Origin of the sequence: Streptomyces sp. NBC_00984, from assembly GCF_045162475.1 — a bacterium.
Lineage (GTDB): Bacteria > Actinomycetota > Actinomycetes > Streptomycetales > Streptomycetaceae > Streptomyces.
This window is the reverse complement of sequence record NZ_CP108734.1, coordinates 4751534-4777504: the sequence shown is the minus strand read 5'-3', so window position 1 is coordinate 4777504 and position 25971 is coordinate 4751534. Positions and strand designations below refer to the sequence as shown.

22 protein-coding genes and 1 pseudogene are annotated in these 25971 nt (G+C 69.1%); 14 read left to right on the top strand and 9 right to left on the bottom strand.

What is annotated here, in order from left to right; translation table 11 throughout:
- Positions 1-5 precede the first annotated feature (5 nt).
- Together OG520_RS21215 and OG520_RS21210 are read left to right on the top strand one after the other, a co-directional pair.
- Positions 6-515 carry a hypothetical protein gene (locus OG520_RS21215; RefSeq protein ID WP_406014203.1) on the top strand — a complete coding sequence of 170 codons (510 nt, stop codon included), beginning with the start codon at positions 6-8 and terminating at the stop codon, positions 513-515.
- A 154-nt stretch (positions 516-669) separates the two neighbouring features.
- Entirely contained in the window at positions 670-2118 is a 1449-nt protein-coding gene (locus OG520_RS21210; protein ID WP_406014202.1) for a flotillin family protein, read from the top strand.
- 144 nt (positions 2119-2262) lie between these two features.
- On the opposite strand, the gene OG520_RS21205 is transcribed toward OG520_RS21210, so the two are convergent.
- Together OG520_RS21205 and OG520_RS21200 are read right to left on the bottom strand one after the other, a co-directional pair.
- Positions 2263-2658 (bottom strand): nitroreductase/quinone reductase family protein, encoded by a 396-nt coding sequence (locus OG520_RS21205; protein WP_399328526.1) that lies wholly within the window; start codon positions 2656-2658, stop codon positions 2263-2265.
- A 79-nt stretch (positions 2659-2737) separates the two neighbouring features.
- Positions 2738-3283: a hypothetical protein gene (locus tag OG520_RS21200; RefSeq protein ID WP_406014201.1), complete on the bottom strand. Its 546-nt coding sequence runs from the start codon at positions 3281-3283 to the stop codon at positions 2738-2740.
- On the opposite strand from OG520_RS21200, the gene OG520_RS21195 reads away from it, so the two are divergent.
- Together OG520_RS21195 and OG520_RS21190 are read left to right on the top strand one after the other, a co-directional pair.
- Complete coding sequence (locus OG520_RS21195) at positions 3263-3490, top strand: hypothetical protein (protein WP_406014200.1); 228 nt, start codon at positions 3263-3265, stop codon at positions 3488-3490. The genes OG520_RS21200 and OG520_RS21195 overlap by 21 nt on opposite strands.
- Positions 3491-4181: 691 nt before the next feature.
- Positions 4182-4652, top strand: coding sequence for a helix-turn-helix domain-containing protein (locus OG520_RS21190; protein WP_406014199.1), 471 nt, complete (start codon positions 4182-4184; stop codon positions 4650-4652).
- Positions 4653-4980: 328 nt separating this feature from the next.
- Here the strand turns inward: OG520_RS21190 and OG520_RS21185 are convergent, their stop codons facing one another.
- From OG520_RS21185 to OG520_RS21175, 3 genes and pseudogenes are all read right to left on the bottom strand, one after another.
- Positions 4981-5601, bottom strand: coding sequence for an RloB family protein (locus OG520_RS21185; RefSeq protein WP_406014198.1), 621 nt, complete (start codon positions 5599-5601; stop codon positions 4981-4983).
- Positions 5598-6917, bottom strand: a complete 1320-nt coding sequence (locus tag OG520_RS21180) for an ATP/GTP-binding protein (protein WP_406014197.1) — start codon at positions 6915-6917, stop codon at positions 5598-5600. Before OG520_RS21180 ends, OG520_RS21185 begins: the two co-directional genes overlap by 4 nt.
- Before the next feature lie 477 nt (positions 6918-7394).
- A pseudogene (locus OG520_RS21175) lies at positions 7395-8096 on the bottom strand (5-formyltetrahydrofolate cyclo-ligase); the annotation flags it as partial.
- Positions 8097-8570: 474 nt separating this feature from the next.
- Here OG520_RS21175 and OG520_RS21170 point away from each other — a divergent pair.
- The gene (locus OG520_RS21170; protein WP_406014196.1) at positions 8571-10733 is read left to right on the top strand and encodes an FG-GAP repeat domain-containing protein; all 2163 of its coding nucleotides are present in this window, start codon (positions 8571-8573) and stop codon (positions 10731-10733) included.
- A gap of 397 nt (positions 10734-11130) precedes the next feature.
- On the opposite strand, the gene OG520_RS21165 is transcribed toward OG520_RS21170, so the two are convergent.
- A complete protein-coding gene (locus OG520_RS21165) occupies positions 11131-12450 on the bottom strand; it encodes a tetratricopeptide repeat protein (protein ID WP_406014195.1) in 1320 nt (439 codons plus the stop codon).
- Between the two features lie 278 nt (positions 12451-12728).
- Between OG520_RS21165 and OG520_RS21160 the strand changes: the two genes are divergently transcribed.
- The 6 genes from OG520_RS21160 (at position 12729) to OG520_RS21135 (ending at position 19033) form a co-directional block, all read left to right on the top strand.
- Positions 12729-14636 (top strand): nucleotidyltransferase domain-containing protein, encoded by a 1908-nt coding sequence (locus tag OG520_RS21160; protein WP_406014194.1) that lies wholly within the window; start codon positions 12729-12731, stop codon positions 14634-14636.
- On the top strand, positions 14633-15751 hold the full coding sequence (locus tag OG520_RS21155) for a hypothetical protein (RefSeq protein WP_406014193.1): 1119 nt from the start codon (positions 14633-14635) through the stop codon (positions 15749-15751). Before OG520_RS21160 ends, OG520_RS21155 begins: the two co-directional genes overlap by 4 nt.
- Positions 15732-16523 (top strand): SDR family NAD(P)-dependent oxidoreductase, encoded by a 792-nt coding sequence (locus OG520_RS21150; RefSeq protein ID WP_406014192.1) that lies wholly within the window; start codon positions 15732-15734, stop codon positions 16521-16523. Before OG520_RS21155 ends, OG520_RS21150 begins: the two co-directional genes overlap by 20 nt.
- Positions 16524-16553: 30 nt before the next feature.
- Positions 16554-16997 carry an NUDIX domain-containing protein gene (locus OG520_RS21145; RefSeq protein WP_406014191.1) on the top strand — a complete coding sequence of 148 codons (444 nt, stop codon included), beginning with the start codon at positions 16554-16556 and terminating at the stop codon, positions 16995-16997.
- 270 nt (positions 16998-17267) lie between these two features.
- Positions 17268-17738, top strand: a complete 471-nt coding sequence (locus OG520_RS21140) for a TrkA C-terminal domain-containing protein (RefSeq protein ID WP_352274180.1) — start codon at positions 17268-17270, stop codon at positions 17736-17738.
- Positions 17739-17740: 2 nt separating this feature from the next.
- On the top strand, positions 17741-19033 hold the full coding sequence (locus tag OG520_RS21135; protein ID WP_406014190.1) for a cation:proton antiporter: 1293 nt from the start codon (positions 17741-17743) through the stop codon (positions 19031-19033).
- Positions 19034-19082: 49 nt separating this feature from the next.
- Here OG520_RS21135 and OG520_RS21130 read toward each other — a convergent pair whose 3' ends face one another.
- Positions 19083-20030 (bottom strand): M56 family metallopeptidase, encoded by a 948-nt coding sequence (locus tag OG520_RS21130; protein ID WP_406014189.1) that lies wholly within the window; start codon positions 20028-20030, stop codon positions 19083-19085.
- A gap of 7 nt (positions 20031-20037) precedes the next feature.
- On the bottom strand, positions 20038-20556 hold the full coding sequence (locus OG520_RS21125) for a BlaI/MecI/CopY family transcriptional regulator (RefSeq protein ID WP_399328552.1): 519 nt from the start codon (positions 20554-20556) through the stop codon (positions 20038-20040).
- 339 nt (positions 20557-20895) lie between these two features.
- Between OG520_RS21125 and OG520_RS21120 the strand changes: the two genes are divergently transcribed.
- A complete protein-coding gene (locus OG520_RS21120; protein ID WP_093899464.1) occupies positions 20896-21351 on the top strand; it encodes a tellurite resistance TerB family protein in 456 nt (151 codons plus the stop codon).
- A 220-nt stretch (positions 21352-21571) separates the two neighbouring features.
- Here OG520_RS21120 and OG520_RS21115 read toward each other — a convergent pair whose 3' ends face one another.
- A complete protein-coding gene (locus OG520_RS21115; RefSeq protein ID WP_406014188.1) occupies positions 21572-22642 on the bottom strand; it encodes a PucR family transcriptional regulator in 1071 nt (356 codons plus the stop codon).
- Between the two features lie 261 nt (positions 22643-22903).
- Here OG520_RS21115 and OG520_RS21110 point away from each other — a divergent pair, with 261 nt between their 5' ends.
- Together OG520_RS21110 and OG520_RS21105 are read left to right on the top strand one after the other, a co-directional pair.
- Positions 22904-23581, top strand: a complete 678-nt coding sequence (locus OG520_RS21110) for a hypothetical protein (RefSeq protein WP_406014187.1) — start codon at positions 22904-22906, stop codon at positions 23579-23581.
- 199 nt (positions 23582-23780) lie between these two features.
- Entirely contained in the window at positions 23781-25943 is a 2163-nt protein-coding gene (locus tag OG520_RS21105; protein WP_406014186.1) for a flotillin family protein, read from the top strand.
- Positions 25944-25971: the final 28 nt, after the last annotated feature.

Below are 25971 nucleotides of genomic sequence, written 5' to 3'. Positions count from 1 at the left end.
ATCACGTGACCTTGTTTCTCGGTCTCGGCATTGCGGGAATCGTCCTGCTCGTACTGTCCCTGACCTTCGACGGAATCCTCGAAGGTCTCTTCGGGGGCGTGCTGGACGGCCTCTTCGACGGCCTCCTGTCCCTCCCGGTCATCGCGGGATTCCTCTCGATGCTCGGCTTCGGCGGCGCGATCGTGCTCGGCACCACCGGCGCCGGCACGGTCGCCGCGACCGCCGCCGGAGCGCTGGCCGGGCTGGTCGCGGCCTGGCTGACCTGGAAGTTCAGCCGGGCCCTGATGCGGGACCAGACCAGCGCCACACCGCGCAGCGACGACCTCGTCGGCACGTCCGGGTCGGTCGTCACGGCCATCCCGGCCGAAGGCTACGGCGAGGTCCTGCTGCGACTCGCGGGCCAGCACGTGAAGCTGGCGGCGAAGAGCGCGGTGCCGGTCGCACGCGGCACCGAGATCTGGGTGGAGGCCGCGTTGTCGGCCACCTCGGTCGCGGTCCGGCCCGTCGAGCGCTGAGCCCGGCCCGTCGGGCACCGAGTCCGACCCGTCGAACGCCGAGTCCGACCCGTAGGGCGCCGACCACCGCCCGAGCCGATCCACCGTGCCGCACCGCGGCACACCGCCCGAAACCGAGCTGCCGTCCCCTCAGGGAGGCAGGGGGGACACCCTTATGAGCCCAGTCGTGACCGCAGTCGCCGGAGTCGTCGTACTCCTGGTGCTGCTCGCACTCGTCGTCATCACCCGCTACAAGGTCGCCGGGCCCAGCGAGGCGTTCATCATCACCGGCCGCCGCGGCAAGAAGTCGACCGACCCGGTGACCGGCCGCACCAGCATCGACAACAGCGGCCAGAAGGTCGTCGTCGGCGGCGGCGTCTTCGTCGTCCCGTTCGTCCAGCAGAAGTTCACCCTGGACCTCTCCAGCCGGCACATCCCGATCGCGGTGCGCGGCGCCGTCACCCTGCGCGGCGTGAAGTCCAACCTCGAAGGCGTCGCGATCGTCAAGGTCGGCGGCAGCGAGGAAGCGATCCGGGCCGCGGCCCAGCGCTTCCTCCAGCAGCAGGACGGCATCGTCGGCTTCACCCAGGAAGTGCTCTCCGGTGCGCTGCGCGCCATCGTCGGCCGGATGTCGGTCGAGGACATCATCCGCGACCGGGCCGCGTTCGCCGGCCAGGTGGCGGAGGAGGCCGAGGCCAGCCTCTCCGGCCAGGGCCTGATCCTGGACGCCTTCCAGATCCAGGACATCACCACCGAGGGCTCCTACCTGGAGGACCTCGGCCGCCCCGAGGCCGCCCGCGCCAAGCAGGAGGCGGACATCGCCGAGGCGATTGCCAAGCGGGCCTCGGAGCAGGCCCGGCTGAAGGCCGCCGAGGAGATCGCCATCGCCGAGCGGACCTTCTACCTCAAGCAGGCCGAGATCAAGGCCGAGACGGAAGCCGCCGCGGCCAAGGCCAACGCGGCGGGCCCGCTCGCCGAGGCGGCCCGCCAGCAGGAGGTCCTCGCCGAGCAGGAGAAGGTCGCCCAGCGCCAGGCCGCGCTGACCGACCGCGAGCTCGACACCAAGGTCCGCAAGCCCGCCGACGCCGCCCGCTACCAGGCCGAGCAGGAGGCCGAGGCCCGCCGGATCGCCCAGGTCAAGGAGGCCGAGGCGGACGCCGAGCGCTCCCGGCTGACCGGTCAGGGCGAGAAGCTGCACCGCTCGGCGCTCGCCGACGCCGTCCGCATCGAGGGCGAGGCGGAGGCCGCGGCCATCGCGGCGAAGGGTGCGGCCGAGGCCGAGGCCATGCAGAAGAAGGCCGACGCGTTCGCGCAGTACGGCGACGCGGCCGTGCTCCAGATGCTGGTCGAGGTGCTGCCGCAGGTCGTCGCCAAGGCGTCCGAGCCGCTGAGCGCCATCGACAAGATGACCGTGATCTCGACGGACGGCGCGAGCCAGCTGTCGCGTACGGTCACCGACAATGTCGCCCAGGGCATGGAACTCCTCAGCTCCACCACGGGAGTCGACCTCACCGCCCTGCTGAAGAACCTCAAGGGCTCGGGCTCCCGGGCGGAGGTCCCGGCCCAGCCGGAGACCGCCGCCCAGGACGGCAGCCAGAACGGCAAGATCGAGATCACCGACTGATCCGGCGGACCAACGCCCGTACGTGCCCGGACGATTGCACATCGTCCGGGCACACTCGGTTCCGGCACACTCGGTTCCGGCACACTCGGTTCCGGCACACTCGGTTCCGGACTCAATCGGTTCCGGACTCACTCGGTTCCGGACTCAATCGGCCAGATCCACCCGCACGGTCAGCAGATTCGTACCCACGGCCCGCACGACGGCGCTGTTGTAGCGCGGCAGGGTCCGGAGCCGGGCACGGGCGTCGTCCTGGGGCAGCGGGTGCGCGATCCCGTCGTACCAGCGACCCGCGATACGGACCCGGACCCGGGGATCGGCCCGGATGTTGCGGACGTACTGCGACTTGTCGCCGTACTCGGAGACCAGCCAGAACTCCTGGCCCACACGCCGACCGCCGACCGGGGTGCGGCGTGGCAGGCCGGAGGTGCGGCCGGTCGTCTCCAGCAGGATCTGCGATCCCGACCGCCTGGCCAGCGGGTTCACCACGTGCCGCTGGAGCGAGGTGACCGCCCTGAACTTCAGATCCCGAAAGTCCGCCATCGCGTGTCCCTTCCACCTGTCGCCGCCTGCGGGCATCCCGGCCGGCCCCCGTGACGACTGCGCCCGCACGCCTACGACGCTACGCCCCTGTCGCCGCATCGCGGGCGCTGCTGGAAGCGCGCATGACGGCGGGAACCGCGAGCGGACCCGCTTCCGCCCCTCGCCCTCGGCCTCGCTCCGGCCCCTGCTCTCCCTCGATGATCGCCGCGACCCGCTCCCGCCACGGCAACGGATCGGGTTCGTTCTCCATCTCGGCCCGCCGGGCAGCCCAGTAGACCCGGTTCGCCTCACGGGCACACGGCCCGCACAGGGTCTCGTCCCCGGCGGGACGGAACACATGCTCCTCGCCCTCCCCCTCACAGACGATGAACTCCCTTACGGGCGGCGGCGCGACGGGTGGGGCCGGGTCAGCCACCGGCGCCGGGAGCTTCTGGACGAGCCGGTGACGCAGGAACCCGACAGCGGACCGTACGCCGTCCCTGGGCAGCTCACTGATCAACGCCCGCCGCAGATCCGCAGCACTCACCCCGCGCCGAATCCACTCGGCAGCGACCTCGGCCAGCCCCCGCGCCTCCCGGACCCCGAGGTGCAGTTGGGGATTCGCGTGCCGCAGCGAGAGCAACACCCGTTCTCCCTCCCCGACTTCGGAAGCTACGAACTCTTCGAACGCTTCGAACGCTTCGACGTCTTCGGAGGGTGGGTGGGAGTAGTTCTCCCCAAGTTCTTCATCTACCGGTTCATAACCACCGACCGCCCGGCCCCCCGGCTCACCGACGGCCGGATTCCGCGCACCCGGACGGGCGCCCGGGGCCGCAGGAGCCGCTGGGGTTGATGGGGTTGATGGGGCACCAACCCTGTCGTTCCGCACTGCGGCAGCCTGTTCAACCGTCAGAGGAACATTCGCGCACAGCTGGTCGGTCACCCAGAACCCGCGGTCCCCCTGCCGCCTCCACTCGTGCACGAACCCGACCGCGATCAGCTGCCCCTTGGCCCTCTGATACGCCCGTCCCGTGATCCCGAGCTTCTTCGCGTGCTCACTGAGCGCCTTGTCGGCCTGCTCATCGGGAAGCCCCTGTACGTACAGGAGAAGAATCTTCGCGTCACTGCTCAGACGCGGATGCCGCACGACGTCGTGCGAAGCCTTCGTGTAGCGCCGAGAGGGCGCGATAGCATGCCAAAGCATCCCGGTGGAGTCTCTTCCACTCGTGGTGAAGGCCCTCGGAATGGTGCTCGTAACACCCCCGGGGGCCGCCCCATGCACTGGAACACACGGAGCGTGATGACGCGATCACGGTACCGCATGAAATCGGCTCCCTGCACCACAACCGGAAATCCCCGACCCAACCTGCCCGGCCCGCCCGAAACGGCCTTTCTCAGGGCGACTTGACCAGTCCCCGCGAAGCCGACCGCGAATCGCGGGAGCGAGCGAGGCGGGGGTGCCTTCTCCACGGTCACCCACGCGGACCGTACAGTTACAGGTATTGCAGATGCATTCTTCGGCGGGTCAGTGATTGGGGGCGGCCATGGCTCGTTCCAGCGTTCTTGCCCGTGCCGAGAAGGTCGAACCGAATCCCTCGCACCGGTGCGCGCTCGCCACGACTGCTCGGATGGCGCCGGAGTCAGTCGAGGTGTTGGTGCGCACCCCGGATGGCGGCGAACTGATACTGCCGGGGGAGCTGGTCCGCATCCTTCTGGCCTCGGCCGGTGAGCTGGCCCGCGGACATGCGGTTACGGTCCTGGCCTCCGAGGTGCAGTTGTCCCCCACTGAGACCGCTGAACTCCTGGGACTGTCCCGGCCGTTCGTCACACGCTTGCTCGACGCCGGCGACATCCCCTCGACGAACCTGCCTGGCAGCAGCCACCGCGTGGTCCGCCTCGCGGACGTGCTGGCGTTCCAGCAGCAGCCTGAGCGCCGCAGGGAAGGGCGGCGTCAGATCGCCGATGCTTTGGAGGGCGTCGAACCGCCCTATCGTTTGCGGGCGGGTGGATCCTGACCTGCGGCAACCGTGCCTCCGTCGCCTTGCTGGATGACGATTACACGACTGGCGCTGACCGCTGTTGACTGGCTGTACTGGTGCTCATCTGGTGCGCCGTGGCCGCCGTTCAGTCCTCCGACATTGCTCGGTCAGGCGATCGCCCTACCACCGTCGACCGACAGCTGTAGACCCGCAGCTCCGGCCTATTGTGGAGGGATCAGCCTGTTCGAGCCGGACTGGCTTTGAGAGTGAACTCCCCGGCTTGCTAGGGCTCGCTTGAGGGAAATGGGCCAAGTCGCAGACGGTCGGCCCGCGTAATCCATTACTTTGACAACAGCATTTTTCACTAAGGCTTCTGACCATGCGCGTCGAGTAACGCCGAGATCAGATCTGGGACTGAACTATGCGGATTTGGTGGCGCGTGCTTCACCTTGACCTTCTCGCACCTAGAGGCATTATTCATGGCTTCCGGGTACTTCTCGTAAGGGAATCCACTCGGCATGTCTTTTCCGGAGAATCCCTTTTTTCGCAAGAGTTTAGAAAGCATGCTCGCATTTATCCATGACGTGCGGTTCTCGAAATGCCAAAGTAACCAAATTTCGAAGCACGGCGAGCTGACCGCTATTTCGATGCTCGCGCGGCCAGCTTCGATGCATGCTCTCTCAAGACTGGCGTGTTCGTCCACATCAACCACGCACCAGACCGCATCGAAGGGATCTCCACCTCTCCCTTCGAGATCCCGAAGTCTTTTCGCTTCGCTTACCACACTCAAAGGATCTCGACCGACTCCGACTGGTTTTATGCTGACCACTCGGATGGCTTTGGCTTTTATTAATGCGGTGAACTTCTCGAAATACTGTGGCTCCGTGTTGATACCTTCAGTGGCGATGAGAATCTTTGTGTGCTCGATCCTCCTATTTTTCGACTTTGAAATTCTCTGAGGGCCCCGCAATTGGCGACGGCTCATGCTTGCGCCTCCATCTGCAGTGACGCAAGCAACTCTTCCCAGGCGAGCGTGGGGACCGCTCCGTATCTTCCGCCGAGATACCGGCGCTCCACGTTGTGGTCCTTCTTGACGGGAAAATCTGTCAGGGGGTATAGCTCCGTGACTCCATCTGGTGATTTTTCGGCAAACCACATCTCCTCCCTGTCCAGGCCATCACCCGAGAGATGCCCCATCAGAGAAGTGTCGTGTGAGGTAAATACAATCTGAGCGCCGAGCGGGTTGATCTTCGGGGACTTGAACATGGCAATGAGTGCCGATGCGAGCCTTGGGTGCAGGCTGGAGTCGAGCTCGTCCACGATTAGTACCCCACCGTACCTAATCTCTCGTAGCGCAGGCAATGCAAGAGAAAGCCATGCAACCGTACCGCTACTCTCGTCGCTTAGGTCCAGATTGTGGGAGCCGTCATCGCTGGATGATCCTTGATGCCAAAAACTGATCACCTTCCTTTGCTCTTCCAGGAAGTCGGCGAAGAATTTTTCTTCATCATCCCCCTCCTCCAGAACGACCTTCATTGCCCTACGCATGTTCGACTGGGTCTTCTCATCGATCTCAATTTCCTCCAGCGAGAGGCGCTGAATCCCCAGGTCGGCGAAACGTAGCAAAGTTTGGGCCTGCCCCAGAGTCTCCTCTTCTTCAATCCATTTCTTTACCGACCTGATTCTGCTCTGTTTATAGAATTCGGAGAATGCGGCGTAGCGCAAATGCCTGGTCAGGTAGTGGTGAATTCCCTGCAATTGCCCATGATTTGCCATGCTTGCCGTGGAGAGGTAAAGGTTACGGGCTCCCATCAGGCGGGAAATTCGAACGTTCTCACCCTTCAGGTTCCTACTAAAAGTCAAATCTTTTGGACTCGGGCCACTCCTGTCGAAAAGAGTGCGGCGTCGCCCCTCCGGAAATGAATAAAGCCACTCGGAAGCGACCCCTGTGGAGTTACTTTCGAATCCGTACGCGTAACGCGTCCCCTTGACCGTGAAGTCGAATTCATAAGCAGAGGTTTCCTTTTTTGAGTCCTCGTCAAGCAGGAAGGGGGCGTAAGGAAAGGAGTCTCGATCGCTCCATGTGGCGGAATGATTAATGGCTTTCGCGGCGAAATCCATTGCATCTAGGAGTGTGGTTTTGCCTGATGCATTCGGTCCGAAGATGCCGATGGCACGGTTCGTCACCGAGCCCCAGTCACCGTCCTTGGGGCGCACCCCTTCGAAGCTTGACTTGGTGAGCACGAGTTCAGTGGTGTCACGGATGGACTTGTGGTTGGTGACGCGGAACCTCAGAAGCATGACTACCTCACTAGCTAGGTGCAGTTTCATCCCGTTATAAGACGTTAGCCGCCCTGATTGCTCTCCAAACCGTATGCCTTGTGTAGCTACACCGCTAGCGGCGTCTGACTAGGTCGGCGGAGCGGCCCTGGGCTGGAGGTGCTTTGGGGCGAGTGATCACGGCCCCGCAAAATGATGACGAGTCGGGCAGCCAGTGGACCTGCCTGCAGAGCACGATGCTGGGGCCGTGATCTTCGAGGCTCGCCCCAAAGTGGCTGCCTAGAGCCGTAGAGCCGACCGCCCCGGCCACAGCGGGTTTCTCCCCCACCACGGTGCTCGCTCCAGCCGCGCGACCGGCACAGCCGGGGCCAGAGCGGGCCGGAGGCAGGCGTCAGGCCCTGGCGGTGAGCCGGGGAGCGCGCGGCGAGCGTTGCGAGGCGCCTTGATGAAGTAGGAAAGTTCTACCGCGCTGGGAGCGGACACTTCCGGCTTCGGTCGTCAGGCTCCCTGCCGTGCCGCCAGCGCCGGGATCGCAGCGATCTTCTCCGCCGTGAGGGCCGACCAGTCGACTCCTGACGGCCGGTGGGGGTTCGGGCAGACGATGGCCTCGCCAGGCGTCACGATCAGGTCGACGCTCACATCGTGGTCGGCAGTGGGGATCGGGGTGTCGGTCACCTGGAGTGTGTGGACAGTGGTGACGATGGTGGTCTCCGGCGTCACAAGACCGGCCTCGGTGAGCAGGGCGAACTCGATGTCGGAGTAGCCGGCGCCCTTGCCGATGCGGGCGCCGTCGCGGTTGACGGCGACGCTGCCCAGGATGATCAGGTCCAGGGGACGAAGGGCGTCGACCTCGACAGTGGGGGCGAAAGTGGCTGCGTTGCGGCTGACCGCGGCCTCGGTGGGCGGGACCGTGAGGGCGGCCGGGTCGAGGAGGTAGAAGGGCTTGAGGGTGGCCAGCTTCGGGACCGCCATGTAGACGGTCTTCCCCTCCTCCAGGGCCCTTGCGCGGACCGGTAGTTGGGCCTTGTCCGGCACGGCCTTGACGACGCTCGCGCGTTGCCAGGCCGGGAGCGCCGCGAGTCGGGCCGCGGCTTCCTCGGCACCCTTGAAGTTGGGGATGCGGCCGTGAACGGAGGCGTCGTGGACGGCGTCCGCGGCGGTCAGGGCGTCCCAGACCTGCGTGCGTACCGCCTGCTTGGCGTGGGCCGGGAGCTGGCTGCCATCGGTGTCTCCTTCTCTCTTCTACGCTGCCGTCATCAGGCCGAACAGTCTGTCGTGGACCTCAGCGACGAGGGGTTCCTGTCGCCAGGGGCGTAGTTCTCGGCGAGCTCTGGCACCGGACCGGGTGCTTCCCTCCAGCCACCTGCGGCGAGCGAATCCCACAGGGCGTCGTGGTGCGCGGCGATCTCATCGGCTGGGGCGGACGCGGAGTGATAGAGGTACAGGTCGGTCAAGCCGATCGGCGGGCACGGGCTGACCGAGACTCTGCCGGTGCTGCGCGTGCTGGCCGAATTCCTCTGAGCAGGGGCAGGGAATCCCCCGCACAGAACGATTGAGCAGGGGCAGGGAAACCCCCGAACGGGCCGATCTTGGCTGATATACGCTGCGCCTGACTTGATCGAACAGTTCGGCGAATCCGTATCTCCGGATACGCCTGCCCGGGGGGGCATTCCCATGACTTCGCAGTCCCGCGTGGTGCTCGGCATCGCGCTCACTCCCATCCTCGCCCTGGCGGCCGCCGCCCCGGCCGCCGCCCGCACCACCGCCACGGTCGCGGCCCCGGCCACCACCGGCACCACCGCCACGGCCGCCGTCGAGACGCGTGCGCCGGGCCCGTGGGGCACCCGCACCCTGCATGCCCCGAACCCCAACCCCGCCTCCGCATCGGGCGGGCTGAACGTCCTGGAGTCGGCCGGGAACGGCGCCCTCGTCTCCCTCACCGGCGACGGGCTCTCCCGTTCCACCCGGATCAGGCCCGCCGGCAGCACCCGTTGGCTCGCCCCGCAGACCTGGCCGGACGCAGGCGGGTACAACACCGAGCTCGTCCCGCTCGGCGACGGCTCGGTGCGCCTGGTCTGGCGGGCCAAGCGCGCCGACGACCACAACAACTACTGGCTGAAGGTGGCCACCCTCGCGCCCGGCGCGACCGCCTTCTCCGAGTCCGAGTACGTCGCCGCGGTCCCCGAGAAGGGCTACCACCACCTGGCAGCGGCCCCCGATGGCCGGCTGGTCGCCGTGTGGTCGGTCTCCGGCGTGGTGAAGGCCGCCGAGAAGACCGGCCCGCAGGCCGCGTGGACCGCTCCGGTCGAGCTCAACGTGCAGCCGCCGTCCGGCAGCCGGGACATTTCCGCCATGGACCTGGCGGTCGCCAAGGACGGCACCGCTCTGCTGGTGTGGCAGTGGCAGGCGAGCAAGGCCGTCGTCGCCCTGGAGAAGGCCCCCGGCGCGTCCGCCTGGACCGCGGTCAAGGGCTTCCCGGTCCCGGGCGTGGACCTGGCGCGCCCGAAGGTTTTCGCCAGTCCGCAGGGCGGCTTCGATGTGTTCTACGACGACAACGCGCACCTCATGCACACGCGCCGGGCCGTCAGCGCCACGCAGTGGAGCACCCCTCGTTCCGCCGCCAACTACGGCAGCACGTACGGGATGACGGCACCCGTCCACCTGCCCAACGGCGACCTCTTCGTCGCCGGCGGACCCGGCTACTCGACCGGCCCCTGGTACGCGGTGCGCTCGGCGGCCACCGGCGTCTGGCAGCCGTACACGCAGCCCTTCTCCACGCACAAGAAGGTGCGCGCGGTGAGCGCGGCCGCCACCTCGGGCGGCACGGTCACGGTGACCTGGCGGGAGGGCTACTCGGGCGAGGAGTACACGATGGCCGCCGTCTTCAAGGGCGGCACCTGGTCCGCCCCGCGGCGGCTGAGTGCGACGAGTGCCCAGTCCACCGGGGCGCCCCAGGTGGCTGCCGATGCGCTCGGCCGGCCCGTCGTGCTGTGGGACGAGTACAAGCTGACCGGGACGAACAGCATCGTCCTGGACGGCGTCCAGCAGGCCACCACCACCAGCCGCGCGCTGCCCAAGTGGGGTGACTACACGGACGACGGCAAGCCCGACCTGTTCGGCCGGAACAGCACCGGGCTGAAGGTGTACGCGGGCGACGCGACGAAGCTGTCGGCGGGGCAGCGCGCGAGCAGCTGGCCGACGGGCACGCTCGTGCTGCCGTACGGCGACCTCGACGGCGACCGCTGCAACGACGTGTTCGTCCGCTACCCGAAGGGCGAGGCCCGCGTCTACCCGACGGTCTGCGGCGGGCTGCCCGACCAGCAGTCGTTCCACGTCAAGGTCTCCTCGGACTGGAGCGGGTACGACGCGGTCGTCTCGCCCGGCGACGTGACGGGCGACGGCCGGGCCGACCTGCTGACCCGGTCCGCCTCGACCGGGAAGCTGTACGTGTACGCGAACAACGGCGCGGGCGGCTTCAAGGCCCGCTCGCTCGCCGGGTCCGGCTTCGGCGGCTACAAGAAGCTGCTCGCCGCCGGGGACCTCGACGGCGACGGCAAGAACGACCTGCTGGCCCTCGACGCGTCGAACGAGCTGTGGCGGTTCCGAGGGACCGGCACCGGCACCTTCAAGCCCCGGTCGCTGGTCTTCAAGGACTGGGGCACCTCCTACAAGGACGTGGTCGGCGGGCTCGACCTGTCCGGTGACGGCCGGGCCGACCTGATCTCGCTCGACAAGACCGGCCACGCCTGGCTGAACCGGGGCAACGGCCACGGCGGCTTCGACAACCGGTCACAGGCCGGCAAGACCACGAACTGGTCGGCCATCCACATCTCCTGACAGCGCGTCCACTTTTATGGACAGCGCTCCAGCGCGGAGTGGACAAAGAAGAAGCCCCGGGCCGCTGGCCCGGGGCTTCTTCGTGGAGCGGGTGACCGCAACCGATGACGGATACGCGCTTGGGGCCGACGAGTCAGGTCCCAGTGCCGGCCGCACCATCGCCCGTTCTCGTCCACCCGGCGCGGCCACTGGGCGGTCCGCAACCTGAGTCGAGCCGGGTCGGCAACCCTCCACACACCTGCCGGGGCGCGCTGACGAAGGTCCACCGAGGCTTCAAAGCTACCGTCAACACGCCCCACTCGGCCGGTCGGTGGAGCCAAGAGAACTCCGTGCACTGAAGCCAAAAAAGTGCTTACAGACAAGAGGTCCTCCGGGTCCAGGTGGACAATTTTTTGGTCTAGACGGTCACGCGGGCCGCTCGCTCGCGGAGTTCCTGGGCCTCCGGAACTCCGTTGTGCCGACGCAGGCGGACGCGCATGTCCTGGAGAGCGGCCTGGACCTTCACCGAGCGGATGCCGTCGGCGCAGTCGAGGAAGTCGCGCCAGGTGGCCATGGCGCCGTCGATGTTGCCCTGCCGCAGGCGGACGCCGCCAAGGTCGGCGAGGACAATAGCGCGTGTACGGCGGCGGTCGAGGCCGTGGATGTCGAGAGCCAGGTGGAGGCGTTCCTCGGCGGCGTCGAGGTCGCCGAGGCGGGAGAGAATCATGCCGGATTCGTGGGCCCAGCGGCCGGGTGAGTAGTGGGCGGCCCAGGAGTCGCCGACCGCGGCCGCCGGCTTGGCGATGGCGGTCTCGGACCTGGCGAGATGCTTGATGGCCATGCTTCGGTCGTCGTCCTGGGCAGCGGCGTTGGCGAGGGTGGCCTCGTAGTAGGCGACCGCGCGCGGGTTGTCGAGGTGTCGGCCGTATTCGACGCAGGCTTCACCGAGCTGGACCGCCTCGGCCCGATAGCCCAGATCGACACACTGGACGGCCAGCCCCCGCAGCGCGGTCGCCGAAAGCTCTGGATCGCCGGCCTCGGCGGCCAGGCGGAACGAGTGCGCGTAGTAACGCTGGGCAAGTCCGCGCAGTTCGGGGGTGTCTCCCTCGTCCTGGGCCATCCAGCCGGCGAGATGGACGAGCTGAGAGGTCGCGGCGAACAGCTCGTGGCCGGTGGCCTCGGTGAAGCGGCCCTCCAGCCAGGGAGCTACGTCCTGGGTGAGGTAGCGGACGGCCAGGTGGCGGGCGTGGCCGCCGCCGAGCTCGGAGGCCGAATCGCCGAGGGCCTTCACCATGTGACGCACGGCCGACACTTCGCCCTGGCCGACGCGGACGGCTCCGGAGAGGACGGTCCTGGTCCGGCGGGTGATGCTGTCCATGTCGGGCAGACCGAGCGCGGACAGGGCGTATCCACTGGACGCGAGGATGAATTCCCGACGCTCCACGTCGCTCCTTCCCAGGTGCAGGACTGATGCCACGGTATCGGCGTGGAGTGCCACCGGCATGGCCTCCGGAAGGTTGATCGCCTCGGGATCCAGCCCCAACACCTGCGCGATGTAGGGCCACCAGTGGTCGGGGGTCCGCTCTCCCTCGATCCACCGCCGGGCGTGCTGGCGCTGCAGACGTCGCGGATCTCCGCTCTCCGCCAGGCCAAGGGCGCGCGCCAACTCGGACGGCCCCCAGCCTCGTTCCTGGCAGGCCTGCTTGATCAAATCTGCGACAGCTGGGTTCCTCGGCACCCCGTCACCCTCCCCACCTGGATTACACGGGATTACGCAGGACTACATCCTGGGCCCTGTCCCAGGAGGCCGGACCACCGTTCACTGAATATCACCCCACAGAACTCCAAGTGGCTCGAACAGGCACTGTTCACGGCCTGTTGGCGCCTGCCCGGACACGTAAGAGGAACCGACGGTGGCCATGACCGCCCGGCCGGGGGCCCACCAGCTTCCCGGCGCGATTCCTCTATGGCACCTCGCCGGCACACGTGCTCCGCATCACCAGTGAAGGGAAGCCGATGTCCAGCCAGTACAGCAGCGACACGCACCCCCTCCCCATGTCGGTCGCGTTCAGCGGCCCCGACAACACAGGGAAGACCAAGCAGATCGGAATCCTCGCCCGGCGCATGGGTCCGGCCGCCACCTCGGCCGGACCGCTCGACCACTACGACCCGCGCTGGGCCACCATCAGGGCCGACGGCATGGCCCGGTGGTGGTTCGAGACCGGCCCGGTCCAAGAAGTAGCGGACGTCCTGGCCACTTCCTACCTGGAACGCTCCAGGCGCCACTTTTCCGCGTCGTTTCGCCTCCTGGACCGGGGCATCCCCATGCTGGAGGCATCCGTCGCCGCGACGGTCGCCGTACGGGAGAACCTGGGCGTCCCGCAGGCCGCGGACCGAGCTCGGCTCCTCCTGGCCCCGTACGAAACCGACCTCCGGGCCGCCGAAGCAGGCGAACGCGCCCTCGCCCTCCTGCACTGTGACGACCCCGAGGAAGGCACCCGCCGGAGCCTGGCCCATGAGGTGACCGTCGCCGACACCTACGCGTCCTACCAGCGCCACCTCCACGAGCAGATCAACCGACTCGTCGCCGACGGCCGTTTCCCGATGTCGATCCGCATCGGCGACCGGCCGACCCTCACCATCCAGGACGAGATCCGCCGGCTCCTGGCGCCCCTGCACCCGAACGTGCCCGGCCGGGCTCTGGCCGGGGTACACGTCACCGCGCTCGGCGGCATGTCGGAGAGCGGCAAGAGCACGGCCGGCGAGTACCTGCGCACGCACCACGGACATGCCCGCCTCAAGATCGGCTACCTCATCGAGGACGCGGCGAGCCGGGCGGGCATCCCCGACCCGTACCGGCTGGGCTCCATCGTGCAGGCCGAACTGATCGTGGATGCCCTGGACCGGTACTGCCAGGCTCATCACTTCCTCGACTTCGTCAGCGTCGAGTCGCTGCACGACTTCGACTCGACGGCCGAACTCGCCCGGATGCTCGGGTCCCAGCTCACCATCGCCTACCTGGACGCCTCCGCGATCACGCGCACCCGGCGCGGGGCCGCCGGTGCCCAAGATGTTGCCGAGAGAGACGTCGTCAAAAGTGCCCGAGGTGCGGACAGGATCGTCTCCATCGCCCAAGAGGTCATCTGCAACGACGGGCCGCGCCTGGAGCTGGAACGCTGTCTGGACCGCATGGCGCTCGCCCGCCGCTGGCCGGAACACCAGCCCAGCACCATGCCGGTGAACGCCCTCGGACTCCCGGTGCATCTGGAGTCCTACCTGGCCGAGTTCCTCGACCGCACGACCGGCCCACAGCCATTGATCGACCTACTGGCCGTCACCGGCAGCGGCGCCCGGGGCAAGTACCAGCACGGCTGGAGCGACCTCGACGTGTTCGTCATCGCCGACGCCTCCTCCCTCGACGGGATGCGCCAGGTTCTCGCGGAGCTGGAGGCTGAACTCGGCGGGGTCAAGCTCGGTCTGACCGTGCTGACCCGAGCCGAGTGCCGGGTGGGCGCCGTGACCTCCCGGCTTCTGCACGTCCTCGCACTCATCGGCAGCGGCGCACTGGTCCCGCTGTGGTCCGCCCCCGGCCTGGTCCTGCCCGCCCCGGATGCCGCCACCGACATCGACGTGAGCCTGCGCGACGGCATTCAGGCCGCCATAGAGATCCGACGCCAGCTCCTCAAGAGAGCACCCGACCTACGCGACCTCTACAAGGTCACCGCGCTGCTCGCGAAGATCCAACTCCGCTTCGGCGGGATCGAGTGTGCCTCTGACAGCGACGCCCTGACCGTCCTCCTCGACGCCAAACGGCAGGACACGAACGCGGTCACCGCCGCCCGCGTCGAGCGGCCCGCCGCCGAAGCACTGGCAGCCCTCGTTCTCCAGAACTGGCTGGACACCCTTCCCGGGGAGATCCAGTGAGCGCGAGCGCCTGGTCGGCCCCGGTGACCGCGGCCACCTTCCACAGGCCCGTGGCGACCCGCGAGCAAGCCAACGCAGAGGCGAAAGGGTGGACGCAGCTCGCCTCCCGCATCCCGGTATCGGCCCTTCACGGGCAGATCGCGTTACCGGACAGGTACGTCCTCGCCTACGAGGACGTCTTCGCCACCGGCCGGTGCGAGCTGCTGATGGGCGACGTGATCGCCCTGGCCGACCGCGACCCGGCCATGCTGCCCCGCCTGGCCCGCCTCGTGGACGGCGTCTGCGCCGACCTGCGGGCAGCAGTCGAGGAGACCGGGAAGAGCGTGCCTCTGGTCGACTGCGTTCCGGATCTCTACCTCGACCGCATCCGGTCCGGCGGCCGACTGGACCGCTGGTACCTGGGCCGTGACCTGCCGATCGCCCTGCCCTACACCGATACGGCCCTCTCCCTCCGGGAGCTGGCCGACTTCACCGTCACGGCCAACGGCAGACAGCTGACGCTGAACGTCGCTGACATCATCGACAGCGTCCGCCACGTGCTGTCCCCCGACCGACGGTGGCCTGCTGGGCTGACGCAGGGGGATCCCACCGAACCCAACATCGCCGACCCGCTGTGCTGGCTCGACTTCGAGTTCGCCGGCCGCAACACCGCCGCGGGCGAGGCCGCGAACCTGCTCTGGTACTTGATGGCCCTGGGCGGCTGGCTCGTTCCCCGCTACCAACCTGATGTGTACGCCCGCACCCTCCGCCTCGCCCTGCCGCCGCAGTCCCGCCCACGCATCGAGCGCCTGGAGCTGCACCAGGGCATCCGGCACACCGACGTCCGGTACTCCTGGCATACCGGGCCCGGCCGCCGCGCGGCCATCATGCGGTCCCTGGACAGTCTGCGGGGCCAGGGCAGCACCGGCCTGGACGGGCTCCACGCCTTCCTCGCCCTGCGCATCCTCGGCGTCATCCCGGCAGCCCGCCTGACCGGCCACGACCTCCTGCTCGTACTGATCAAGCTCGCCGAGAGCCAGGACCCTCTCACGACCCTCGACGCATTCTTCACCATCGAACCGGCCCCTGATTCCCACCCTGGCGAATGGAGCAGCAATGTCCCTGTCCCTGCTTGAAAGCCCTCTCCAGGCCCGACCCCTGCAGGGCCGCATCGCTCTCGTCACCGGGGGCGCCACCGGCATCGGCGCCGAAATCGGACGGGCACTCGCCACCGCCGGAGCCACCGTCGCCGTCAACCACCTCGGCCAGGACCCCGACGCCCATGCCCTCCTCGCCGCCTTCGAGCGAGACGGCAGCTCCGGGATCGCAGTGAACGCCGACCTGACCGACCCCGGCGCCGTCCAGACCATGGCCGACCTCGTCCGCGCCGAGATCGGCCCCATCGACATCCTCGTGAACAACGCCGGCTCCTACCCCCGCGTCCCCTGGCAGGACACCGACGAGGCCGCCTGGAACTACTCCCTCGACGTGAACCTCACCGCCCACTACCGCATCTGCCACGCGGTGACCCCCGGGATGGTCGAACGCCGGTGGGGCCGGATCGTCAACATCGGGAGCGTCAACGCCCGCGTCGGACGCACCGACCTCGTCGCGTACAGCACCGCGAAGGCCGGGCTGCTGGGCTTGACCCGTTCCCTCGCCCGCGAACTCGGCCCGTACGGCGTCTGCGTCAACACCGTCCTGCCCGGAGCCATCCAGGTTGAGGCCGAGACCGCCATCCCGACCCAGTTCCGGGCCCGTCCCGCAGACCAGATCCAGCGGCAGTGCGTTCCCCGCCGTGGACGGCCCGAGGACGTAGCGGCCCTGGTCGCGTTCCTCGTCGGCCCCTCCGCGTCGTTCATCACTGGGCAATCCGTACACGTCGACGGCGGCTGGCTGCTGCACTGAGACCGCCAACTACCAAGGAAAGAGCACCACATGATCGAGCGAGTCCGCGCTGTCCTCGTCACCCCGAACGAGACGATGCTGGTCATCCGCCGCACCCGGCCCGGCATCCCCGTCTACTGGGTCCTGCCCGGAGGCGGCGTCGAAGCCACCGACGAATCCCGGGAGGCCGCCCTCCATCGGGAGATCCACGAGGAGATCGCCGGCAAGGCCGACATCGTCCGCCTCCTGCACACGCTGGAGACCGACGACGAGCGACATCTCTTCTACCTCGCCCGCATCGAGGCATGGTCCTTCGACGACCGCACCGGACCCGAGTTCAGCACCGAAGGCCGGGGCGAATACGCCCTGGAGGAGATCCCGCTGACCATGGCCGGAGTCGACAGCATCGACCTCAAGCCCGAAGAGATTGCTCACTTACTGCGAGGCGCGATCAGCGACGGAGTTCTTACCGATGCGAGGGCTACCCCGAACTAGGGCTGCCAGCGGGGTGGAGCATTTCGACCGACGAGGTACTCCACCGCATCTCCGGACCCGGCCCGGCGATGGCCGCGATCAGCGACGATCCGGGCCATACCGGGCAGATCCGATCCGTCGCCCCAACTCATCGCTCACGCGTGAGGCGCACCGGATACGAACCCGACAGCCCCGCACGCCGCAGGCGGCGGGACCCTCCGGATAAGGTAATGCGTAGATAAAGAGATCACCAAGTGCGTCAAGAGCCGCCGCACCTCTCGGGAGGAAGCCATGGGAACCCACCGCACCACGCTGCCCGGAGTCGGTGTGCAGTACGACTACACGACCGAGTCGGGCCAGCACATCTCCGTCGTCGTCCACCACGACGGGCGGCGGTTCATCGGCTTCTACGACCAGGACGACCCCGATTCCTGCCGGCTCTCGGTACCCCTGACACCACAGGAGGCCACCGGCCTCGCGCACCTCATCGACGCCGCGCCCATCGACGCCGTACGCACCGAGGGCATCGACCTGGTCACCGAGCACATCCCGCTCGGGACGCGCTCCCCGTACGGCGGGCGGCTGCTCGGGGACACCAAGGCCCGGACCAGGACGGGAGCCTCGATCGTCGCCGTGCTGCGGACCCACAGCGCGCATCCGTCCCCCGGACCGGACTTCCGGCTGGCCATCGGGGACACGCTCGTGGTCGTCGGTACACGTGAGGGCGTCGACACGCTCTCCGAGATCATTGCGGAGGGCTGACCGTGCACGACACGACCGCACTGCTGGTGGAGCTCGGCTCCGTCATTCTGGGGCTCGGACTCATCGGGCGGTTCGCCGGACGCATAGGGCTCTCGCCGATCCCGCTCTATCTGCTGGCCGGGCTCGCCTTCGGCGAGGGCGGGCTCCTGCCGCTGGGGGCCAGTGAGGAATTCACCGCCGTCGGTGCCGAGATCGGCGTCATCCTGCTGCTGCTCCTGCTCGGCCTGGAGTACAGCGCCTCGGAACTGGTGACCAGCCTCAAGACCCAATACCCGTCCGGGGCCGTGGACTTCGTGCTCAACGCGACCCCGGGAGCGGTGGCGGCGCTGCTGCTCGGCTGGGGGCCGGTGGGCGCGGTCGCCCTGGCCGGGGTCACCTGGATCTCGTCATCCGGGGTCATCGCGAAGGTGCTCACCGACCTCGGGCGGCTGGGCAACCGGGAGACGCCCGTCATCCTCGGCGTGCTCGTCATCGAGGACCTGTCGATGGCCGTCTATCTGCCGCTGCTCACCGCGATGCTCGCGGGCGTGGGCCTCGCCGGGGGCAGCATCGCCCTGCTCATCGCACTGGGCACCGTCGGGTTCGTGCTCTATCTGGCGCTGCGGCACGGGCGGCTGATCAGCCGCGCGGTGTCCTCGGACAATCCGGAGATGCTGCTGCTGGTCGTCCTCGGGCTGACCGTCCTGGTGGCCGGTGTGGCACAGGAGTTGCAGGTGTCCGCCGCCGTCGGCGCGTTCCTGGTCGGGATCGCGCTCTCGGGCGAGGTCGCCGAGGGGGCGCGCAAGCTGCTGACGCCGCTGCGGGACCTGTTCGCCGCCGTCTTCTTCGTGTTCTTCGGGCTCTCCACCAATCCGGCCGAGATCCCGCCGGTGCTGCTCCCCGCGGCGCTGCTGGCGATCACCACCGTCCTCACCAAGATCGCCACCGGATGGTACGCGGCCCGGCGGGCCGGAATCGGTTCGCGCGGACGGTGGCGGGCCGGCGGAACGCTCGTCGCGCGCGGTGAGTTCTCCATCGTCATCGCCGGTCTGGCCGTGGCGACCGAGCCCCGGATCGGGCCCATCGCCACCGCCTACGTCCTCATCCTCGTCATCGTCGGACCTCTCACCGCCCGCTGGACCCAGCCGGTCGTGGCCAGGATCCAGGCGTGGCGCGGCCGGGACGGCAGCGGCAGCGGCAGCGGCAGCAGCAGCGGCGGAGGCAAGGGGAGCGTCGAGCTCCCCGCGACGCATCCGGCGCCCGCCGCGTCCGCCGCGCCCGCCGTCCAGGAGGAGTACGCCTCCTCCGCCGACTGAGGCCGGACGTTCGGGCCCGGCGGACGACCGTCCGCCGGGCCCGCCCGGCTCACAGCGGGGTCGCCGCGTGCAGGATCCCCACCAGCGTCACGGCCGCGTTGAGCGACGACAGCGCCGAGGCCGCCGTGCCCACCGTCGCGACCAGCGCCGCGAGGGCGACATGGGCGGACGACGGCGGCCACAGCCGGACCGGCGGAACCGGCGCGAGCAGCGCCGCGACCCGGCGGGGCACGGGGCCCGCCGGGGCCGCGAAGGCGGCGAAGCCGGCCGAGACGTCCGGAGCGCGGTGCGAGTACAGCGCCGCCTTGCCGACCGCGATGGCCACCACCCGCCGGTCGCCGACCGCGTACGCGGCTTCCTCGTCCGCCCACCGTTCGGTGCTGAACGACACCGCGGTACGCAGCGGCAGCAGGAACGGGTTGGCCCGCGCCGCGAGTTGGGCGGCCAGCAGATAACGGTGGTGCCGAGCGGCCAGATGGGCCCGCTCATGGGCGATCAGGGCCCGCCGCTCACGGGCGTCCAGGCACTCGGCCATCGCGGTCGAGACGACGACGCGACCCGGACTCCCGGGCAGCGCGTAGGCGTACGGCTCCGGGTCCGGGAGCACCGCGACATCGCCGGAGACGACGGAGGGCGCGGCGGCCAGCACGCGGCGCGCGCCGATCCGCAGCCGCAGATGGCGGTAGACCGTCCACCCGCACGCCGCCAGCACCGCCGCCAGCGCCCCGATCGCGACGATGCCCGCCTTCACCTCGTACGGCACCGCGTCCCGCACCTCCGGGTCCGACCAGCTGTCCGGCAGCGGATTGCCCGGCAGTTGTGCGGTACCCACCACCATCAACAGGCCCAGACAGAGCGTGCTGCACAGGGCGAGCATCGCGCCGACGACGGCGAGCAGCCGGGTCGCGATGCGGGGGTGCAGATGCTGTTCGGCCAGGCGCGCGATCGGCAGCGCGGTCAGCGGCAGCACGAGCGGCAGGCAGACGAAGACACCCATCGGTGGTCTACAGGCCTTCCGTGTCACGGAGGTTGTCCGGATCGTCCGGGGCGTCCGCCCGCGCCAGAAGTGCGCGCAGCCGCTCCTCGTCGCCGGGGGAGAGGTCCGAGATGAAGCGGGCGAGCACGGCGTCCCGGTCCCGTTCGCCGTCCAGCACCCGGCGCATCCGCAGGGCCGCGAGACCGGCCTCGTCGGAGGCGGACGTCCAGGTGTAGGAGCGGCCCTCGCGGGACCTGGTCACGGCCTTCTTCGCGTAGAGGCGGGAGAGGATCGTGATGACGGTGGTGTACGCGAGGTCGCCTTCGAGGTGTTCCTGGACCCAGCCGGCCGTCGCGGGGCCGTTCGCCGAGTGCAGCACGGCGAGGACCTGGGCCTCCAATTCGCCCTGCCCGCGCCTGCGCAGCCGCCGGGCCGCGGGGTGCACCGCGCCGGGGAGCACGGCGCCGGGGAGTGGTTCCGCGGGGGCGGGCACTCCGTCGCGCGGTGGTTCGTTGTCCGGGTGGTGGCCGGGCCTGGCCGAGTCCATCGGGGGTCCGCCCTTCTGCGATGCCGCGTCGGCCGCGGCGTCGCAGCATCTTACTGGCCGCCGTTTCCGGGGCATATTTCCGGGACGCGGCGGGCACCGCTGCTGCGAGTGCCGTGACCGGCAATGTCTGCCCGGAAGGAGCGTCGTCCAGTGCGTGCGATCGCAAGGCGGCCGGGAGTCCTGGTAGCGGAGCTACCAGGACTCCCGGCCAACGCGGCGAGCGTGCGTGCCGGACGACGCGACGGGGCAAAGCATGCCGGGAGGGGCACTTACTTCTACACGTCTGTAGAGTTGGACCTCAATCCGGCAACGCGCCGCAACGCAACGTATGGAGACGTCATGGCACTGTGGGATCGGATCAAGGAATCCGCCTCGTCGATGCAGTCGCAGCTGGAAGCGAAGAAGAACGACCTGAAGAGTGGGGCGTTCCGCGACGCGAGCATGGCCATGTGCGCCCTCGTCGCCGCCGCCGACGGTTCCATCGACCCGTCCGAGCGCCAGCGCGTCGCCTCGCTGATCGCCTCCAACGAGGTCCTGCAGAACTTCCCGGCGGACGATCTGCAGCGCCGCTTCAACGACTACGTGAACAAGCTCACCGCCGACTTCGCCTTCGGCAAGGTCAGCGTGCTCCAGGAGATCGGCAAGGCGAAGAAGAAGCCCGCCGAGGCGCGTGCCGTCATCCAGATCGGCATCGTCATCGGCGGCGCCGACGGCGACTTCGACAAGTCGGAGCAGGCCGTCGTGCGGGAGGCGTGCTTCGCCCTCGACCTCCCGCCGCACGAGTTCGACCTGTAGCTCGTCCCGTCCGCCGGACCGGCTGCCCGGTCCGGCGCCCCGAACCGCCGGAAGAAACGCGGACCGACTGACCACCGGTCGGCGTCCGGCCGGCCGGGGATGCGCGACTCCCCCCCTGCGCATTCCCGGCCACTCCTCTCCGGGCCCCGCATCCACCGCACGCGCGACGAGCGCGTCGACGGGTGCGGGGTTCCGTGGCGTCCCGCCCCGCCCAGCCCCGTCACAGCTCCTTGGCGGGCCAGTCCAGCAGCCGGGCCCCGATGACCGCCGTCTGCAAGGTGTAGCGGTGCATCGGGTCGGACGGATCGGATCCGGTCAGCTGGTGGATCCGCTCCAGCCGGTAGGTCAGCGCCCGCACGCTCAGCGACAGCCGGCGGGCCGTCTCGGCGGCCACACAGCCCGCGTCGAAGTAGACGGTGAGCGTCTTCAGAAGCGGCTCGGCACCGCCGCGGGCCTGCTGGAGCGGGCCCAGCTCGCTGCGCACCAGATCGGCCATCGCCTGCCGGTCCCGGGTCAGCACCGGGTAGACCAGCAGATCGGCGGCGTACAGCACCGGATCGTCCAGAGCCATCCGCTCCGCCAGATCCAGCGCGTCCAGCGCCTCGTCGTAGGAGTGGACCACGCCGCCGGGCCCGTGGTGCGGGCGGCCCACTGCGACCCGGCCGCCGTCCGTCGCCGCGTGCGACTGCTTGGCGAAGTACCGCAGGACGTCGGGCTGGCTGCCGGGGGCGATGCAGATCAGCCGCCCGTCCTTCGTCGTGAGCAGGATCTTCCGGCCGCCGAAGCGGGCGAGCAGCGCCGCCTCGACCGTGCGCGGCACGGAGTCGGTCTCCGTGTACGCCTCCGGGCCCGTCGCCACCGCGACCGCGTGGGCGCGCGAGAGCCGCAGCCCGAACCGGGTGGCCCGCTCGGCGAGCCGACCCAGATCGCTGCGCCCGTACAACAGATCGTCGATGAACTCGCGGCGCGCCGCCTCCTCCCGGCGCACCGTCATCCGCTGGGCCCGCTCGAAGCCCTCCGCGAAGGCGTCGACGGCCTGCTCGACCGCGGCCAGCACCGAATCCGCGGACGCGCCGCCGACGGCGGAGGTCAGCGGCCAGGCGGCACGGGTCTCGGCGAGATGACGGACGACCAGGGCGCGCAACTGGAATCCGGACTCGGCGGCCTCCCGGCCCAGCAGGCGGCGGTCCTTCAGCTCGTCCCGGGTGAGACGGCGGCCGGTGGCGGCCACATCGACCAGGATGTGGGCATAGTCCCCCAGAAGCTCATCGGGTATCTCCGGCTCCGGCACGCCTTCTCCTTCAGTCCTGACGCGACTTTGACACTCACTCAACGCATACCGGCCGGTGCCGGTGCCCGGCATCAAGGAAGGGCAAAGATTGCCGGACTCCGGCAGTGCGGTGTCAGGCCTCCCGATGACACGATCCGGTCAGCACCAACCGGGGGAACACGGGGGACACGGGGGACGACCCGGCTGCTGCGGCACCGTTTCAGGCGGTGCCGCAGCACCTGGGTCACCACCGGCCGCCCGGCAGGACATGGGGGTGGACGAATGCAGGAGTTCTTGAGCGCGGCAACCGCGTTTCCGACCGTTCTGTTCGGCGCCGCACTGGCCGTCGTCGTCTTCTTCTGGCTCCTCGTGCTGGCCGGTGCGGCCGACCACCACTCCTTCGACGGCGACCTCGACACCGACCTGGCCGGGATCGGCGGGGTGCCGGTCACCGTCTCGATGTCCGTGATGGTCGTCGTCGGCTGGTTCGCGAGCCTCACCGGTACGGTCCTGCTGCACCGCGGCGAGACCACCGGGCTCACCCGGGCCGCGCTCGCCTGTGGAGTGCTCGTCGGGGCACTGCTGCTCGGCTGGATCGTGCTGCGGGTGCTGGTGCGCTGCTTCCGCCGGCGCTTCCCGGACGAGCCTCCTCCGTCGCGGCAGGACTTCCTGGGCCGGGTCTGCACGATCCGTACCGGTTCCGTCAGCTCCGACTTCGGCCAGGCCGAGGTCAGGGCGGACGACGGCTCCACTGCGATCGTCCAGGTCAGGCTGCTCGCTCCGGCGGACGACACGGTCCTCGCCGCGGGCAGTGCGGGACTTCTGTACGCGTACGACGACGAGGGCGAGTTCTTCTGGGTCTCGCCCTACGACAAGGCCCTGGACCCGGGACCGCCGACGCCCCGACCACGCACGGCGCCGCGCACGGGTGCGCGCCGGACCCCGCGCCGTACCGGCTGACCGGCTGACCGGCCGGACCGCCCGGACCGGCCACTGCGGTCGGCCGCCCGCACCGCCCGTCGCGTCGCCGCCGTCGCGTCGCCGCCGTCGCGTCGCCGCCGTCGCGCAGCCGGTCGCCCGCCGTCGGACCCCTTCCGCTGCCACAACCGCCGCACCCCCTTCCTTTCACCACCTTCCTCACCAGCCGCCAAGGACTGTCATGGATGCCATCACCCTGGGCTTCGGTGTGCTCGTAGCCGTTGTCCTGCTCATCGCCGTCGCCCTGCTTCTCGTCGTCAGCCGGCTCTTCCGCAAGGTCGAGCAGGGCAAGGCGCTGATCATTTCCAAGACCAAGAAGGTCGATGTCACCTTCACCGGGGCCGTCGTCCTGCCGGTGCTGCACAAGGCCGAGACCATGGACATCTCGGTGAAGACCATCGAGATCCGCCGCACCGGGCGCGAGGGCCTGATCTGCCAGGACAACATCCGCGCCGACATCCACATCAACTTCTTCGTGCGGGTCAACAAGACCGTCGAGGACGTCATCAAGGTCGCCCAGTCCATCGGTACGGAGCGGGCCAGCGACAAGGTGGCGATCCAGGAGTTCTTCGCCGCGAAGTTCGCCGAGGCACTCAAGACCGTCGGCAAGCAGCTGGACTTCGTCGATCTCTACACCAAGCGCGAGGAGTTCCGGGACCGGATCATCCGGGTCATCGGTACGGACCTGAACGGCTACCACCTCGACGACGCGGCGATCGACTTCCTTGAGCAGACGCCGATGACGCAGCTCGACGGCGCCAACATCCTCGACGCGCAGGGCATCCGCAAGATCACCGAGCTGACGGCGATCGAGCACGTGCGCACCAACGAGTTCCAGCGCACCGAGCAGAAGGAGATCACCCGGCAGGACGTCGACGCCCGGGAGACCATCCTGGAGCTGGAGCGCCGGCAGGCCGAGGCCGAGATCAAGCAGCGCCGCGAGGTCGAGACGCTGCGGGCCCGCGAGGAGGCCGCCACCGCCAAGGTCCAGGAGGAGGAACGGCTCGGCTCCCAGGCCGCGTTCATCCGTACCGAGGAGCAGCTCGGCATCCAGCGCGAGAACCAGGCCCGGGAGATCGCCGTCGCGCAGAAGAACCGTGAGCGGGTCATCGCCGTGGAGAACGAGCGCATCGAGAAGGACCGGCTGATCGAGGTCATCGGGCGCGAGCGGCAGACCGAACTGAATCGGATCGCCGCGACGAAGGAGGTCGAGGCCGAGCGCCGCGAGGTCGCCGATGTGATCCGGGAACGGATCGCAGTGGACCGTACGGTCGCCGAGCAGGAGGAGTCCATCAAGACGCTGCGGGCCGTCGAGGAGTCGGAGCGCACCCGCAAGTCGGTCATCATCGCCGCCGAGGCGGAGGCCCAGGAGAAGCTGGTCAAGGACATCAAGGCCGCCGAGGCGGCCGAGGCCGCGGCCACCCACCTGGCCGCCGAGCAGCTGACGCTCGCCGAGGCCCGGCTGAAGACCGCGGACTTGGACGCCCAGGCGAAGCTGCGGCTGGCCGAGGGCATCCAGGCGGAGTCCGCGGCGCCCGGCCTGGCGGAGATCCAGGTGCGTGAGGCGGAGGCCGATGTCATCGAGAAGGCCGGTCTCGCCGAGGCCGAGGCCACGTCCGCCCGGCTCAAGGCCGAGGCGGAGGGCGCCAGGCTCAAGGCGCTCGCGACGGCGGAGGGCACCCAGGCCCAGGCGACGGCCGACGCGGCGGTGATCGGCGAGAAGCTGAAGGCCGAGGCGGCGGGCCTGACCGAGAAGGCGGCGGCGATGGCGGCGCTGGACGACGCCTCGCGCGGGCACGAGGAGTACCGGCTGCGGCTCGCCGCGGAGAAGGAGATCCGGCTGGCCGGCCTCGATGTGCAGCGGCAGGTGGCCGAGGCACAGGCGACGGTGCTGGCCACCGGCCTGGAGAACGCCGACATCGACATCGTCGGCGGGGAGTCGGTCTTCTTCGACCGGCTGGTCTCGTCCATCTCCATGGGCAAGAGCCTCGACGGGTTCGTGGAGAACTCGGACACCGCGAAGGCCCTCGCGGGTCCGTGGCTGAACGGCACGTCCTCGTTCACGGACGATCTGACCCGGGTGCTCGGGTCGGTGTCCACGGGCGATGTGCAGAATCTGACGGTGTCCGCGCTGCTGATGCGGATGATGCGGGCCCCGGGCGCCGGGGTCGCCCCGGGCCAGATCCAGCAACTGCTGTCCGCCGCGAAGGAGTTGGGACTGGCCGACCTGCCGGTCTCGGCGATGGCCGGGGCGGATGTCCCCGCGGCGACCGGAGCGGTGGACGCCTCCGCCGTACCCGTCTCGCGGAACGGGTCGACGCCGGTCACCCAGGCCCTGTCGTAGGGCGCGGATCGCCGGACGGGCGGGGCAC